General features: G+C 64.3%; 15 protein-coding genes. 8 read left to right on the top strand and 7 right to left on the bottom strand.

All coding sequences use genetic code 11. The features are described 5' to 3' along the window. Positions 1 to 389 precede the first annotated feature (389 nt). The 5 genes from A5791_RS02840 to A5791_RS02860 all read right to left on the bottom strand — a co-directional run bounded on the left by A5791_RS02840 (position 390) and on the right by A5791_RS02860 (position 4,256). Positions 390 to 905, bottom strand: coding sequence for a helix-turn-helix domain-containing protein (locus A5791_RS02840; RefSeq protein ID WP_231995781.1), 516 nt, complete (start codon positions 903 to 905; stop codon positions 390 to 392). Continuing rightward, positions 898 to 1,413 carry a PaaI family thioesterase gene (locus A5791_RS02845; protein ID WP_067230700.1) on the bottom strand — a complete coding sequence of 172 codons (516 nt, stop codon included), beginning with the start codon at positions 1,411 to 1,413 and terminating at the stop codon, positions 898 to 900. The genes A5791_RS02840 and A5791_RS02845 overlap by 8 nt, the downstream gene beginning before the upstream one ends. 91 nt (positions 1,414 to 1,504) lie before the next feature. After that, positions 1,505 to 2,353, bottom strand: a complete 849-nt coding sequence (locus A5791_RS02850; RefSeq protein WP_067230703.1) for an SDR family oxidoreductase — start codon at positions 2,351 to 2,353, stop codon at positions 1,505 to 1,507. A 9-nt stretch (positions 2,354 to 2,362) separates the two neighbouring features. Continuing rightward, entirely contained in the window at positions 2,363 to 3,133 is a 771-nt protein-coding gene (locus A5791_RS02855; protein WP_067230705.1) for a DUF2127 domain-containing protein, read from the bottom strand. A gap of 202 nt (positions 3,134 to 3,335) precedes the next feature. Then, positions 3,336 to 4,256, bottom strand: a complete 921-nt coding sequence (locus tag A5791_RS02860) for a helix-turn-helix domain-containing protein (RefSeq protein ID WP_082966705.1) — start codon at positions 4,254 to 4,256, stop codon at positions 3,336 to 3,338. 41 nt (positions 4,257 to 4,297) lie between these two features. On the opposite strand from A5791_RS02860, the gene A5791_RS02865 reads away from it, so the two are divergent. From A5791_RS02865 to A5791_RS02900, 8 genes are all read left to right on the top strand, one after another. After that, positions 4,298 to 5,350 (top strand): zinc-binding dehydrogenase, encoded by a 1,053-nt coding sequence (locus A5791_RS02865; protein WP_067230708.1) that lies wholly within the window; start codon positions 4,298 to 4,300, stop codon positions 5,348 to 5,350. Beyond that, positions 5,347 to 5,760 (top strand): nuclear transport factor 2 family protein, encoded by a 414-nt coding sequence (locus tag A5791_RS02870; RefSeq protein WP_067230710.1) that lies wholly within the window; start codon positions 5,347 to 5,349, stop codon positions 5,758 to 5,760. The genes A5791_RS02865 and A5791_RS02870 overlap by 4 nt, the downstream gene beginning before the upstream one ends. 19 nt (positions 5,761 to 5,779) lie before the next feature. Beyond that, on the top strand, positions 5,780 to 6,598 hold the full coding sequence (locus A5791_RS02875; RefSeq protein WP_067230712.1) for an SDR family NAD(P)-dependent oxidoreductase: 819 nt from the start codon (positions 5,780 to 5,782) through the stop codon (positions 6,596 to 6,598). Between the two features lie 413 nt (positions 6,599 to 7,011). Then, on the top strand, positions 7,012 to 8,307 hold the full coding sequence (locus A5791_RS02880) for a sodium:proton exchanger (RefSeq protein ID WP_067230716.1): 1,296 nt from the start codon (positions 7,012 to 7,014) through the stop codon (positions 8,305 to 8,307). Between the two features lie 78 nt (positions 8,308 to 8,385). Then, entirely contained in the window at positions 8,386 to 9,201 is an 816-nt protein-coding gene (locus tag A5791_RS02885; RefSeq protein ID WP_082966707.1) for an SDR family oxidoreductase, read from the top strand. Beyond that, entirely contained in the window at positions 9,201 to 10,598 is a 1,398-nt protein-coding gene (locus tag A5791_RS02890; protein ID WP_067230720.1) for a DUF2252 domain-containing protein, read from the top strand. The genes A5791_RS02885 and A5791_RS02890 overlap by 1 nt, the downstream gene beginning before the upstream one ends. Positions 10,599 to 10,731: 133 nt before the next feature. Beyond that, positions 10,732 to 11,559 (top strand): hypothetical protein, encoded by an 828-nt coding sequence (locus A5791_RS02895; RefSeq protein ID WP_067230722.1) that lies wholly within the window; start codon positions 10,732 to 10,734, stop codon positions 11,557 to 11,559. Further along, positions 11,556 to 12,281, top strand: coding sequence for a hypothetical protein (locus tag A5791_RS02900; protein WP_067230725.1), 726 nt, complete (start codon positions 11,556 to 11,558; stop codon positions 12,279 to 12,281). Before A5791_RS02895 ends, A5791_RS02900 begins: the two co-directional genes overlap by 4 nt. On the opposite strand, the gene A5791_RS02905 is transcribed toward A5791_RS02900, so the two are convergent. Next, positions 12,268 to 13,854, bottom strand: coding sequence for an NAD(P)/FAD-dependent oxidoreductase (locus A5791_RS02905; RefSeq protein WP_067230727.1), 1,587 nt, complete (start codon positions 13,852 to 13,854; stop codon positions 12,268 to 12,270). The two genes, A5791_RS02900 and A5791_RS02905, sit on opposite strands and share 14 nt — an antisense overlap. After that, positions 13,851 to 15,650, bottom strand: coding sequence for an NAD(P)/FAD-dependent oxidoreductase (locus A5791_RS02910; protein ID WP_067230728.1), 1,800 nt, complete (start codon positions 15,648 to 15,650; stop codon positions 13,851 to 13,853). Before A5791_RS02910 ends, A5791_RS02905 begins: the two co-directional genes overlap by 4 nt. Positions 15,651 to 15,782: the final 132 nt, after the last annotated feature.

Genomic DNA, 15,782 nt, shown 5'->3' on the forward strand with positions numbered 1-15,782 from the left:
CTTTCGAAAGGACCACGCGCATGCCGACTATCCAGGCCTGGAAAAGCCAGAGCCCTGACGACTTGCATGTAGCCGCGCCGGTCCGGGCGCGGGCGTGTGACGCCTTGTACGCCTTGCTGAGGCGCAAGCAACGCCAACTCGGCAACCGCCCGCGGCTACATGCAAGTCGTCAGGGCTCTGGCTTTTCCAGGCCTGGATAGTCGGCATGCGCGTGGTCCTTTCGAAAGTGGCCCGCTGCAACGAATTTCATCGCGGATGATTTACGATCATGCCGCGACCGGGTAAACACCACGCGAAGCCGTGCTGTGGTGTCCCGCACAGCTCGGGCCGTTACGAGCACTCCGTCACACCACGCAGCGCGAGCAGACGCAAAAGCTCATCCTCCTCGATCAGTGCTTGGCAATCCGCGCCGTCGCCTCCGAGAGCGACACGTCGTGTCCTGCACCGCAACGAATCTGGGGAACTAGTGCGGCACCGCACCCTTCGTGGACGAATTCCAATCTTTTGGTTTCGCCCTGTAACAGCCTGCCGAACTCGATCAGGCTCAGCAGGACCGGAAACAGGTCCCGGCCGCGTTCGGTGAGCACGTACTCGTAGCGCGTCCGCTGGCCAGGCTGCCGATACGGCCGTTTGGCCAGCAGTCCGGCGTCGACAAGCTGACGCAGACGCTTCGCGGCGATCTGTTCGGTGACTCCCGCACGTCGCGCCAGATCGTCGAAACGCCTTCCGCCCCAGAGCACCTCGCGGAGCAACACCATGGCCGAATGGGTACCGATCACCTCGAGCGCATGCTCCATGGGACACAGGTCGGCAACGGCCCAATTGTCCCGGTCAGCCAGTGGGCCCGCCAGCTTCATGACGCCGGCACCGTCGTTGTCCATCTCGCCGCCAAACCAATCAGGCACTGAGGATGAGGCAGCTGCTCGTCGCAGTCGCCAGCAGCTTGCCGTTCCGGCTCGTCAATACCGCCTCGGCGAGTGCCGTACGCCGGCCCATGTGGGTGACCGTGCCGGTGCATCTGACCAACCCGGTATCGACACTGATCCGCCCGACGAACCGAACCGAAAGATCCAGGCTGGTGTAGCCGACACCGGCGGGCAACAGGGTGTGGATTGCACAGGCCGCAGCCGAATCCAGCAGCGTGCAGTACACGCCACCGTGCACGGACCCGATGGGGTTGTAATGCGACTCCGACGGCGTCATGGTGAACACCGCCTGCCCTTCTGCGACCGCCTCCAACCGGGCGCCCAGGGTGCTCATGATCGGCGGTTGCGGTATCGTCCCGTCGACCATTCTCTGCAAGAACTCAATTCCGGGTAGGACTGCGGCAGCCTCGGCGGAGATCAACGGGTCGGACCATTCGATCGTTCGAGTACGTTCGGAATTCCCTGCCTTGCAGACTGTTTCACTCATCGAACGATCACTTTCTGGTCTGGCGCCCCTGGCAACGATCCATCCATAGTCACATCTGACTAAACTCGAGTCAAGTTAGCTGTGGGCGTGCTCACAACCCGCGCCGAGAGTACCTCCGCACATACCCGAGCATTCGATACGTCGGTACCGGCTTTGGCCAGTCATCGGCACGAAAATATGCATCCGTGCCGCCGTCCACGAAAACGACGCTGCCACAAAGGAAGTCTGCCGCATCCGACAACATGAAGCACATCCAATCCGCCATGTGTGCGACATCGCCGAACCCACCGACCGGAACCGGGAACGATCGAACCGCCTTGGCCTCCCGCGGATTCGACAGTTGCTCCTGCAGCAACGGCGTCATGATGGCGCCGGGCGCGAGCGCATTCAGCCGCACGCCCGAACCCGCCCATTCCGGCAGCACCGCATGCCGCCGAACCCAGTGACTGACAGCGATTTTCGATGCCGCGTACATCATCACGGACGCGGCTGTGCCGAATAGCTTGACCGAACGCACCGCTTTGGCGGCGTCCTGGGCCAGCAGCGCTCGCACGGCTCGTCGGGGCACCGCCGGCACCGTCGTCGACGAGTTGCTGGCCACCACCACGACTTTGGCGTTCTGTGCGGCAACGAGTGCCGGTCGCCACGCGCTGAGCAGTTCGACGACCCCGAAGTAGTTGACCTGGGCGATCTGGCGCGGACGATCCCGGCCTGGTCCCGGGCCCAGGCCGGCAGCCAGAACCGCGCCGTCCAGTTTGCCGGATGATGCGGCGAGAACACCCTCGGCGGCTTCGCGACGCCCGTGCGGCGTCGACAGGTCGGCGACGACGTCAGCCTCCTTGAGATCGACGCCGATTACTGAGTGTCCGTCGTCGCGAAGGCGTTGTGCGGTCTCCCGACCCATGCCGGAAGCGGATCCGGTTATCGCGTAGGTGCCCATCTTCAGAGGTCAGGCCCGCATGGCCGCGCGCTCGACGTCGAGGAGTTGCTCACCGCGACGTTCCTCGTCGTAGGCTTTGCGCCCGCCTCGCAAACCGAAGAGCCGTTTGGAAACCAGCAGGTAGATCACCGCGGCCACGTTGATCGTGAAAGTCACCACGCGCGTCATGGTGATGCCCTTGGTCAGGTCATAGATCTCCAGCGGCAAGAAGATCGAGGTGGCGACGACGGCGAAGTACTCACCCCAGCGCTTGAGCAGCCAAAGACCGGTGCCTTCTACGACCTGCAAGGCGGCGTAAGCGGCCAGCATCAGAGTTATCAGCGCAAGCGTGGATGGCTTTGCGGCCAGCGCCTTTTCCAGCTCGTGTATCGCCGACATCTGATCGACCTTGAATCCGGCGGCCCGGAAGATGGGTAGGTCGCGGTCCAGGGTCTCTTGAATCGCACCGCGCGCGCCGCGGAACTTCCACACCGCCCATGCGGCGAGTGCCAGCACGATCGCCCGGAAAAAGCGCTCGATCCCGAGCGCTCGAACGATGATAGCCTGCCGTAAAGCCTTGCCGCGCATGATCAACGGCGCTTCGTTGGCGTGACCGTGTCCATGCGGCTCACCGAGCGCGAAGTCGCCGCAACGCAGACAGCGCCATACTTCGCCCAGCCCGGTGGTACCGGTGAGCCGTTGGGCGAGCGCTTCTTCGTCGGGCGCGTAAGTGACATGTCCGGAGAGCGCGCAGGTGATCAGCTCCCAGCGGTTGCCGATCCGATGTTCCTTTTTCGCCACTTGGACTCCTCTGCTGGCAGGATGTGCCGATCATTCAATGCCGGCGGCGGAGCACGCAAGAGGATGCGCACTCGGCCACTGCCGGGCGCTCGAATCGGCTAGCACCTATGCCTGCTGCGTGGTCGTTGTGGGTGACGGCGCCCAGGACAGCGGCCGTCTACAACGTAGTTGTCTGGCATGGCTTTTCATTCCTTTCCACCAATCACGGCTGCGAGTCTGCGGTCACCGCGGCGGTTTCCTCGGTGAGCCGCTTGCCGATGGCCCGTATCTGCTTTGCGCTCAAAGTGCAGAGCGGATGCACGGCCACGATCAGGGCAACTCGTTGCCGATGGTCGAATACCGGCGCGGCGATCGTCACGACGGGCTGCTTGCGACGGCCGGGGTTGTCATCGGAGAGAAAACCGATGGTGGTGAACTCGGCTAGTAGCTGGTCCATGATCTGGCGTACCGGAGCCGGTACCTCGTGGCTGTCCAGGGTGCCGACCAGCTGGGCGGCCTGCGCCAGTGCGGGCGTGGTCCAGTCGATGTCGAATCCCCGCTCACGAGTCCGAGCTAACACATCTTGCAGCCGCCGCGCGCGATCGGCGTTGTTTCCGGCACCCCGGCGGATCCACTCGCGCTGTCCCTCCTCGGTGTCCCAAGCGGCGAAAGCGACGCCGAACGGCGGCGAATACGGAATCCGATCACCAGGTATTCCGGACGGCTCGGTGACCGGCTCACCCTCGAACGCGGTGACCACCAGCGAATCGCCGAATCGCTCGACCACCGAGCCGGCATAGCCGAAATCACCGGAAAGCCGCAGCGCCGCAGCACGCGCCGCGTGCGTCAGCGGCCGAGCGACGTCTGTTCGGGCGGCCACCACAGCCAGTGCGGGGCCCAGGGCAAAGGTCTTCGTCAGCGGATCGCGGCTGGCCCAGCCGCGGTCACACAGCGTCTTCAGGATCGCGTGTGCGGTCGCCTGAGTGAGGTCCAGTTCCCGCACGACGTCGGAGAACCGCAGTTGCCTATTTCCCGAGCGCGCCAGCAGTTCGACGACGTCGAGAACCCGGCCGGTCGGGGCCGACGGAGATCCGCGAATGCTTGACTCCCTCCCGCGGCGTTTCTTACAGTAAGTTCCGAACATTCGAGAGCTTATATCGATTATTCGAGAATTGGGTAGATTCGTTGCGCGCCGTCGTGTTGAGAGATGGCCGGCTACAGGTCCGCGAGATTCCGGACCCGGAACCCGGCCGTGGTGAACTGCTGTTGCGCACGCTGAGCACCGCGATCTGCGCCTCCGATGTGCACTTCATGGACCACCCGCATCTCGGTGTCGACGACCCGACCGGCCGCTCCCTTTATGACCCGGACCGAGACATCGTGCTCGGCCACGAGTTCGTCGGCGAGGTACTCGGCCACGGACCCGGCTGCACCGATCAATTCGCGGTGGGCTCCCGGGTTGCATCCATGCCGGTACGCCTGGTCGACGGCGGCGCCGGCGGCCTGCGGATCATCGGCCAGCATCCCGAGGCGCAGGGGAGTTTCGGTGAGCTGCTTGTGGTTTCGGAGGCGGCGGCCAAGCCTGTTATAGGCGACGTTTCCAGCGATGCCGTCACGTTGACCGATGCGTTCGCCGTCGGCGAGTTCTACGTCCGCTCGGCGAACATCCAATCCGGCGAAATCGCGATCGTGATCGGCGCCGGGGCAATCGGCCTCTCGGCCGTCGCCGCCTTGGCCGCCCGCGGTATCGAGCCGATCATCGTCGCGGACTACAAGGCCGACCGTCGCGAACTCGCGCGTGACCGCTTCGGCGCGCACATCGTCGTCGATCCGGCAGAGACCCCGCCGTTCGACGCGTTCAATCACGTCCGGACCGAACGCGGGTTACCCGGCCCGGCAGTCGTTTTCGAGTGCGTGGGAGCGGCCGGTCTGATCCAGGACATCGTCGAATCCGCCGAGATGGGCACCCGGATCTACTGCGCAGGCGGCTGGTACACCGGCGACACCTTGGACATCACCACCGCAACTCGCCACGGCGTCACCATCCAATTCGGCGGTGGCCCACACCCACAGGATTGGTACGGAACCCTCGACGCCATCGCGTCGGGACGGCTCGACCCGCTACCGAGTGTCGGCAAGGTCATCACCCTCGACGAAGTGCCCGATGCCCTTGACCTGGCCCGCAGGTCCGACGGACCGCCGCGGATCATGGTCCATCCCAATGGAGACGTTGCATGACCGAACGTGAAGACCGGCAAGATATCTCCGATCTGCTGTTGCGCTACGCCAGCGGGATCGACCGCCGCGACTGGCCGCTGTTTCGCACCGTGTTCACCGAAGACTGCCGACTCGACTACGGCGAGATCGGCGCATGGAATGGCGTCGACGCGGTCGCTGACTTCATGGAAAAGGTCCACGCGATGGCGGGCCACACCCTGCATCGGCTTAGCAATATCGCGGTCACTCTCGACGGCGACAGGGCGCAGGCGCGCACCTATATCGACGGTCTGATCATGGCCGCGGACAACAGTTCTGGCGTAAACGCGGTCGGTTTCTACGACGACGAGATCGTCCGCACCGCCGAAGGCTGGCGCATCGCGCGCCGTAAGTACACGCAAGTGCGGCTGACCACGCTGGGTGGACAGTAGCCAGAGCGGGAGTAGGACAATGGCATTCGCAACGAAGTACGGGCCCTGGGCACTGGTCGCCGGAGCCTCCGACGGCCTGGGTGCCGCGTTCGCGAAGGGACTCGCCGAAAGGGGCGTCAACGTAGTCTTACTCGCGCGCCGGCAAACGGTACTGGATCAGGTTGCAGCGGAGATCGATTCGACGTCGTCAGCGCAAACCCGCACCCTGGCAGTCGACCTCGCCCAGCCTGGCGCGGCGGCCAGGGTCGCCGAAGCCACCCGTGGCCTGGAGATCGGGTTCCTGGTGTACTGCGCCGGCGCCGACCCGAATTACCGTCCTTTCCTTGCCAATTCAATCGAAGCAGCCGAGGCGATGGTGCAACGCAACTGTATGGTTCCCATGCAGTTGTGCCACCACTTCGCTCCGGCAATGGTCGAGCGAGGCAGCGGCGGTATCGTCATCTTCGGATCCGGCGCCGGATTGGCCGGCGGAGCCAACATGGTCGCTTACGGCGCCTCAAAGGCATTCGACATGGTCTTCGCCGAAGCGCTGTGGGCCGAATTGCACGACAAAGGAGTCGACGTCCTGGGTCTCATTCTGGGCAAGACTGATACGCCCGCCCTGCGAGCGCTCGAATACAGTCGGGGCCAGATACGTTCGCTCGACGAAGTGCCGCCGGGGGCGGCCACGGTGGACGAGGTCATCGCCGAGGCGTTCGACAACCTGGGCAACGGCCCCACCTGGTTCGCAGGCGAAATGATGCGCGCCGCCGAGCAAGTGACAAGTTCGCTGACCCGCAACCAGACTGTCGAGCTGTTCGCACAGGCGGCCGCCGCCGCGATGGGACCTCCGGGTTAATCGGGCACACGCCAGGTAATCAGCACGCGGCCGTACCAGAGCCGGCGGACACGGGCGCCCGGCGTCGCATCCGACGTCGAGCACCCGCCTGGCACCGGGCGGAACCTTTGACTCCAGCAGCGCGTCGTAGTGGATGTCGATGTTCCACGGGTCGGCTGACGTCGCGCGTTCCACCCGGCCGAAGATATCGCAACCGCGGGGAAGGTTTGCCAAAACTTTGAATTAGGACGGCCTAACTTTGAAACTTGCCTGCTCTGACCAGCAAAGAGAGGGTTGCGCCTGACCTCAATTCCCAGACCCGCAACGTTGCTGGGGAAGCTAACGTGCGGGTACGTTTGATAACTGTGCGTCAGGGCCGCATGTCGAGACGGCCACCAGCAATAGCCCCTCGCCGTCGAGCTGAAGGATCAGAATTGGTCACCACAGATCGGGCCGTCGTCACGACGACGAAGTCCCGCCCGCGGTGGCGCGTCCTGACCCGCTCGGCGCTGCTCACCGGCGCATTCATCAGCCCGGCGGTGGTGGTCCGCATCCTCGGCCTGCATCCAACGCCGGTCGCTGCGCTAGTGATCTTCGGTGCCGCGGTGGTGGCAGCCAGCTTCCTGCTCGCCTGGGCCGCCGAAGCCGCCCAGATAGACGTGTCCGGAGGACTGGCGATCGCTGTGCTCGCCCTGGTGGCGGTTCTCCCCGAATATGCGGTCGACCTCTACTACGCGTACGCATCCGGCCACAATCCCGATTACACCCAGTACGCCACGGCCAACATGACCGGTTCCAACCGGCTGCTGATGGGGCTGGGCTGGCCGGTCGTGGTGCTGGTCGGCATGGTCGTGGCACGCCGGGCGGGCGCACGCGGAAGGGGCGGCTTGGCGCTGGAACCCGCCAACCGGGTGGAACTCGGGTTCCTGCTGATCGCCGGTGTGGTCGCGTTCGTCATTCCCCTCGATGGCCAAATCCATCTGGCGCTGGGGCTGGCCCTGTTGGCATGGTTCGGCTTCTATCTGTACAAGGTCAGCCACGGCGACGTGGAAGAGCCCGACCTGATCGGCACCGCCGCCGCCCTGGCGGAGTTGCCCGACCGGGTTCGGCGCATCGCCGTATTCGGCCTGTTCGCGGTATCCGGTGGAGTGATTCTGCTGTGTGCGAAACCGTTCGCGGACAATCTGGTCGCCGCCGGGACCGAGCTGGGCGTCGACCGGTTCTTGCTGGTGCAGTGGCTGGCACCGCTGGCCTCCGAAGCGCCGGAGTTCATCGTGGCGACCATCTTCGCCGCCCGCGGCAAGGGCACCGCGGCCATTGCCACGCTGATCTCGTCCAAGGTCAACCAGTGGACACTGCTCATCGGATCGCTGCCGGTTGCCCACCTGCTCGGCGGCGGCGGTTTCTCCCTGGCGCTGGATCCCCGTCAGGTCGAGGAAGTCCTGCTGACCGCGACCCAGACCATGATGGGTGTGGCACTGATCCTGGCGCTGCGCTTCCATCGTTTCAGCGCCTGGGCATTGCTGGTCTTGTTCCTGGTCCAGTTCCCCATCGCCTCGACGCACGGCCGTCTGCTGCTCTGCGGCATCTACACCGCGCTGGCCATCGCCGCGCTGGTCGTCAATCGGCGCCACCTGGCCGCCACCGTCAAGGCGCCGTTCATCGGGACGGCCGTCCGGCATAGCGGCCACCCGCACCTGCCATCAGACGCTGCGGATCTGGCGGCGTAGCCGACGCGACGCGGACGGTTCGGCTGGCTTGTATAGCATCGCCAGTTAACTTGATTCGCCTCGGATTCGGGGGTTGCAGTGGTCGCAGAAGTGCTCACCATCATTGGCGTGGGTGGTATGGGCCAGGCGATCGCCCGCCGGCTCGGCGCCGGTAAAACCCTGCTCTTGGCCGACTACAACGAAAAGACGTTGGCCGCAGCGGCCAAAACATTGGCCACGGACGGCCATAACGTCGAAACCCGAAGCGTCGACGTCGCGTCACCGGAATCGGTGCACGGACTAGCCGAGTACGCGGCATCCCTCGGCAGCATCACGCAGGTGGCACACACCGCCGGATTGTCCCTGGCGCAGGCCTCCGCCCAGGCGATCCTGGCCGTCGACCTGCTCGGCGTCGCGCTGATGCTGCAGGAGTTCGGCGAGGTCGTCGCACCCGGTGGCGCCGGGGTGGTAATCGCCAGCATGGCGGGGCACATGATTCCCGCGCTGTCCGCCGAGCAAGAACACGCGCTCGCGCACAGCCCGCCCGGTGACTTGCTGGGATTGGACTTTGTCAGTCGTATCACCGAGCAAGCGTTTGCGTATCCGGTTGCCAAGCACGCCAACCATATTCGAGTTCGCGCTGCCAGTGCGCAGTGGGGCCGCCGGGGTGCCCGCATCAACTCGATCAGTCCCGGCATCATCTCGACACCGATGGGGCACCAGGAACTGGCTTCTCCGGTCGGCGACGGCATGCGCGCGATGATCGCCATGTCCGGCACCGGCCGGATCGGAACTCCCGACGACATCGCTGCGGCGACGGCGTTCCTGCTCGGCCCGGATGCAACGTTCATCACCGGCACCGACCTGCTGGTCGACGGCGGTGTCGTCGCCGCGGTGAAGGCCGGAAACCCCTGATGCCACAGCGGGTGTTGCGGGAACGTCTGATCGATCTGGAAGTTCCGAGCCAAGATGAGGCACGCGGACGGGCGCTGCGCAAGACCGCGCCGCGACGTTCCCTCGCTCAGCTGACACCCGCACCGCGATCGGCCACTGAGATACTCGTCGCTCAAAACGCCGACCGGCTACCCGAACTCGTTCCACTGCGTTTCGCACGGATGCTCGCCGACCCGTTCTCGTTCTACCGGGGCTCCGCCGCAGTCATGGCCGCCGACCTCGCCGCAAGTCCGTCGAGCGGGATCGAGATCATGTGTTGCGGCGACGCTCATATCTCCAACTTCGGTATCTACGCCGCCCCCCACCGCTCAATAGTGTTTGATCTCAACGATTTTGACGAAGCAGCGATCGCGCCCGCCGAGTGGGACGTCAAACGCCTGATCACCAGCGCGATCGTCGGGGGCCGACACGCGGGCTACCCGGCCAAGGCCATCCGCCGCTGTGTCGAGCAGACGTTGGTGGCCTACCAAACCGCTCTGCAGACAACGTTGGAGATGGATGTCCTGAGCCGCTACTACCTTCGGATGGAGCCGGAGAGCTACACCGACAAGGTGTCCAAGGACATGCGCAAAGTGATCCAGCGCACCACCGCCAGGGCGCGCAAACGCACGTCGGCGCGGGTCTTCAAGCAGATCATGGAGACCGGGCCGGACGGCACCCCGCGGCTACGCGAAGCGCCGCCGGTCCTGCAGCACGTCGACGAGGCGACCGAAGCCCCGGTACTCGAGTCGGTCCGTGAGTATCTGGCCACCGTTCCGGCCGATGTTGCGCTGCTGCTCTCGCACTTTCGCATCACCGATATCGCGCTGCGAGTGGTCGGCGTCGGCAGCGTCGGCACCCGGTGTTACTTGGTTATCTTGGTCGGCCCCAACGGAACACCGATGATCCTGCAAATCAAAGAGGCCACTCGATCAGTGCTGGAGGAATACGGTTTTTGGCAACAGCCGGACAGCCTGATTGCGGCCATCGAAGAGCAAGGCCAGGGTGTTCGCGTCGTCGATGGTCAGCGGATCCTGCAGGCAATGTCGGATGTGTTCCTCGGGACGACACGCAAGGACGGTCGCGACTACTACGTGCGTCAGTTTCACGACATGAAGGGCACCGTCGTAACAGAAGGCATGTCCGCGTCTACATTTCGCGAGTACGTCACCGCTTGTGCGGTGCTGCTGGCACGGGCGCACTCCCAGAGTGCGAATGCGTCGATACTGCGGGGCTACGTGGGCACCAACAGCACCGTGCACGACGCCGTCGCCGAGTGGTCGTACGCATATGCCGACAAGTCGCTTGACGACTTTCACTATCTGCGCGCGGCGGCCGCTGCCCGCGAGATCGAGGTCGCCGATGATCCGACGCGATAGATCAGCTGCGTTGCGGTCGGTGCAGGTCGCTTTGAAACAGTCTCCAATTGCTTGAGGGGACTGCCGGCGCTCTGGTTGTGGCAAGTCCATGGCGCACGGTCTTAACGTGAACAGTCTGAGGCAAGGAGCGGCGATGCGGTTTGCGAAGGCTGCCCGAGCGGCCAATGCCAATGGCCAGTTGTGGCCCCGGGTGGTGGGTGCAGCGGCGCTTGCCGTGTTAGGCGCCTGCGGTGTGATCGTGCTGGTGATCCCGTCGCGTGCGAGTTCGCCGCCTAGCCTGGATTCGCGCTCCAACTGGGTACTTGCGAGCGCCCTGCCCGCCAGCAGTGACTTCCCGGCTGACTGGGGCTACAGTCTGCGCGCGTCGTTGCGACCAACCCGGGTATCAGACGACGACGCAGCGAGTGACTGGCGACCAGGGGTTCCGAGAGCGCGCTACGGGCCGCCTGCCTGTACAACCATTCCGAAAATCCTGCGTCACACTGGCGCCGGCCTCGCGGCTCAGCAGGGCGTCGACCGCTCCACCCAGCTGTCGGCGCGAGAAGCCGGATTGATGGACGACGACGCGACTGGGCGGCACGATGAGTCCGGGCCCAATGCCAGCTTAGTCATCTGGGTGGTTCCCGACGGGCCGTCCCGGATCTCGAATTATGTTGAGTGGCTGGGCCGCTGCGGCTCCTACCAAGTCACCAACTACAACCAGGACGGCGCAGTCAAAAACAAGCGGTCCATCACTACGGTAGTTGGAGCGCGCTCAGCCAATGGCGCCGAGGCGGCCGTCACCGTGACCCGAACGTTCACCACGCCCGGTAGCCGCAAACCTCCGTTGACCTACCACGTCAGTTACACCGCAGTGCGCGGCGTCATCTTTGAATGCTCGATTTATGACATGGCCGGACCTGATCGCGATCTCGTGCAGCAGCGCGCCGACCAAACCCTGAAAAGGCTGCGTGCGTTATGAGCACCGCGCGGCGCTGGTCCTGGCTGATCGCGGCCGCGTTGTGCGTGATCGCAATCGCCGCAATCCTGATCGTCATCCCCACCCGAAGATGGCACAACGGCGCGCCGCCCATCCCGGACCCACTCGCTCCGGGACTGGCCGCGCTCAGCGACCAGCAATTGGCTGAACTGCTGCCCAAGCGGTCCGAGTTTCCGGCATCGTGGGCCGTAAAAGACGAGCTCAGGTATGACTCGTTCGGGTATTTCAGACCCCAGCCTTTCCACGACGGTATTGGTCCAGAGCCTGCCGAATGCTCGAACGTGGGCGAGCTCGCGGTCGGCGCCAGCGACGCCGCCGTGGTCTCCGCGTATGACCCTGCAGGTACGCCCAGCTTCAGTTACGAGCCTCACGACATCCGGGTGACGCTGGCCCGTGAATTCAACCGCAGCGGGTTCGACGCGATGATCAAGCTGGTGTCCCGCTGTGAGCGATTCGACTCGGGTCGCGTCGTCTTTTACGCTGTCCGGATCCTCGAGGATTCGCGCCCCGCGAACGGGCCGCAGCGCTTCCGGATCGTGAAGACCAGGTCGACGGCCAGCGGAGATGCCCGCGTCGCGCGGACCGAATACTTCTCCTATGCGCGCACGTCAAGGTTGGTCCTGAGGGGTTACGCCCGCACCGGGAACCAGCAGCTCCTCGACGCCCTTTTCGACAACACGCTGCGCCGACTCAGCGCGCCTTGACAGCGCGAGCAGACGCAAAGTCCCTCACTTCACGTCGATTTGGGGTGATTTTGCGTCTGCTCGCGGTGGTGTTATGCACCCAGTCCCTCGGCCGCAGCCGCCACGTCCGCCGCGCGTACTCCAGTTCGGTGTAGGGCCATTGGGTGACAATGCGGCCGGTCGGTGACCGAAAGTAGCTGTCGCACCTGGTCCAGATGCTGAGCTCGAGGTCAGCGGAAAGCCGGTCGTTATAACGCTTTTCGGCAATAGGGTGCACATCGAGGTAGCCGCCCCGGCGCGCAATCCGGCCTACGGCGCTGGCGATCAAGCGTGCGCCGGCCTCGAGGATAAATACGATAGAGTTGCCGCCCTGATTGGTATTGGGTCCGTAGAGCATGAAGAAATTCGGAAAGCCGCTGACGGCGACACCGAGATACGCGCTCGGGTCATCGCCCCAAAGGTCGTGCAGGTGCTGGCCTTCGGCGCCGATGACATCGATACCCGACAAGTAGCACGACGTTTCGAATCCGGTGGCCAGCACAATTGCGTCGACGTCCACGGCGCGACCATGTTTGGTGATTATCGACGCCTGGGTGATCCGGTCTATCGGGTCGGCGATGAGCTCGACGTGGGCTTGCTGCAACGCCCGATAGTAGTCGTCGCCCAACAGTACGCGCTTGCAGCGGAACGGATAATCGGGCGTCAGAGCGTGGCGCAGCCGCTCGTCGGCTACGGTGCGCTCGAGGAACGAGGTCGCGATGTGGCTGCGAGCGGTCACCACCGGGTCGTCGGCCATTGTCGCCGTGTTGTCGTGCTGGAATTTCCAAATCTGCCAGCGGGCGCGTCGCACTGCCAACGGATCGCGCCGGAACCTCGCCAATTCCGTTGCGCTGTAGGGTCGGTCATCCTTGGGAACCATCCAGGGCGGCGTGCGCTGAAACACGGTCAGGTGTTGGGCGATCCGGGAAAGCTCCGGTACCACCTGCACACCGCTGGCCCCGGTGCCGATGACCGCCACGTGCTTGCCGACTAGGTCGATGCCGTGATCCCACTGCGCGGTGTGCATCACGGCACCACCGAAGTCGGCGACACCCGTGATATCGGGAAGCTTCATTGACCCGAACAAGCCCACGGCACAGACGATCACGTCGGCGGTCAATGTCGCTTCGTTGCCGGCGTGGTCAATGCGCAACTCCCAGCGGCAAGTGTCCGCGATCCAACGGACCGTGCGTACCGTCGTGCTCAGCATGAGATGTCGGCGCAGGTCGAAATCGTCGGCAACTGACTCGAGGTAGCTGAGGATCTCGGGTTGTCGGGCGTAGGTGCGGCTCCAGGACTTGTTGGGCGCGAACGAAAATGAGTACAGATGACTTTGGATGTCGCAGGCGGCACCGGGATAGGTATTGCGCCGCCAGGTTCCGCCCACGCCGTCGTCGCCCTCGATGATCACCAGGTCGTCGATGCCGGCGCGACGCAGCGCGACCGCTGCGCCCAGTCCTCCGAAGCCCGCGCCGATGATCGCCACCTTGGGTGAGCGCCGACGCCGGGTAGCCGCCCGCAGCCGGCCGATGAGGTATCGCCCGCGGCGTTTCATGGGCCGAAATCGCCGCCGCGAATGTCGAATCCCGTGAAGTCACCTTGCCGGCGCCACGCGGCCAGGATGTCGGCGTATTCCGTTGGTCCACCGAAGAAGAAACTGCCTTGGCGAGTTTTCGCGTCGGCTCTCCCCTCCCGGTTGTAGTAACCGGGCGTGCACGTCCTGGCGCGCTCGGCGGTCAACGCTGATCTGGCCAGAACCGTTTCAACCCAGGCGGCTTCGGCGTCCACCGATGCCTCGACTTCGGTGGCACCGTTTTCTAGCGCCCACGCGATGATCCACGCGGCGTGCGTAGCCTGCACGTCGAGCAGGTACGGGAAATTCACCGTCAGCCCGGCCTGGGCGATGCTTTCGATGAAGCAGTTCGGAAAACCGTTGGCGCACAGTCCTTGGAAGGTACGGACGCCGTCACGCCACCGCTCGGTCAGCGTCGCACCGCCGCGGCCGATCAATTCGAACCCGGTACGGCGACAGTACTCGGTGCCCACCTCGAAGCCCGTTGCGAAGATCAGGCAATCGATTTCGTAGCTAGCTCCGTCGACGACTACCCCGGATTCGGTGATACGGTCCACTCCCCGGCCGCGGGTGTCGACGAGTGCGACGTTGTCGCGGTTGAACGTTTGCAGATACTCGTCGTGAAAACACGGCCGTTTGCAGAAATAGCCGTACCACGGTTTGAGCGCCTCCGCCGTCGCGCGATCCGAAACGAGCTCGTCGACACGGGCCCGGATTTCCTCCATCTTGGCGAAGTCGGCGAGCTCGATGTCCCGGGTGCGCTGCTCAAAGTTCGCCGACCCGTCAGCGTCGTGCCGCATCACCGGGAGCTTCCGGGTGATGCTGGTCCAGGCGTCGGCCACCAGGTCTTCGTCCGCCTGACCGCCGGCGGTGAGGATCTGGAAGTTCTGGATCCGCTCGCTCTGCCAGCCGGGCTGTAATGTTTTGGCCCACTGGGGATCCGTCGGCCCGTTGGCTCGTACGTCGACCGACGACGGGGTGCGCTGGAAGACATAGAGGTGCTGCGCCGCCGACGCGAGGTGAGGCACGCATTGAATCGCGGTTGCGCCGGTGCCGATGATGCCGACACGCCGGGCCGCGAGGTTCTGCAGCTTGTCGCCGGTGTACCGATAGTCCCACCGGCTGGTGTGGAATGTGTGACCGCGAAAGGCGTTGATGCCCGGGATTCCGGGCAGCTTGGGCTTGGCTTGATAGCCGTTGGCCATGGATACGAACCTGGCCCGCATCTCGTCGCCCCGGTTTGTCCGAATGAACCAGCGGGAAGTTGCTGGTTCCCAACGGATCTCATGCACGTCGGTGTGCAGACAGGCGTCGCGGTACAGATCGTAGTGTTCTGCGATGCGGCGGCAATGCGCCAATATGTCGGCGCCTTTGGCGTATTTCTCCGCGGGCAGGTAGCCGAGCTCTTCCAAGAGCGGGATGTACACGTAGGATTCGACGTCGCACGCGATACCGGGGTAGCGGTTCCAATACCAGGTGCCGCCCACATCCGCCGCCCGGTCAATCAACCGCACACTTTGGACGCCGAGCTCGCGCAGTCGCACGCCGGTCAACAACCCACCGAAGCCTGCCCCGACGACCGCGACGTCTACCTCGTCGGTCAGCGGCTCACGCTTGAATTCCCGTTCCACCCAAGGATCCTCGGCGAACCGGGCGAACTCTCCCGCTATCTCGACGTACTGTTCGATGCCGTCGCGCCGCAATCGGCGGGCACGCTCCTCGGCATACTTCTGGCGCAGCGCATCGACGTCGAAACTCACGTCGACGGTTTCGGTCAAGGCTCAGACTCCGCTCTTGGTCAGCCCGACTCGGTATTCAATCGCCTGATCATATAATCACTTGACATCCTCGGTATTTATGGTCACCTGTATCCACAAATGCCATTCGAGTCAATGCTCGTGACATCAAGG

This window comes from Mycobacterium sp. 852002-51163_SCH5372311, from assembly GCF_001667115.1.
Classification (GTDB): domain Bacteria; phylum Actinomycetota; class Actinomycetes; order Mycobacteriales; family Mycobacteriaceae; genus Mycobacterium.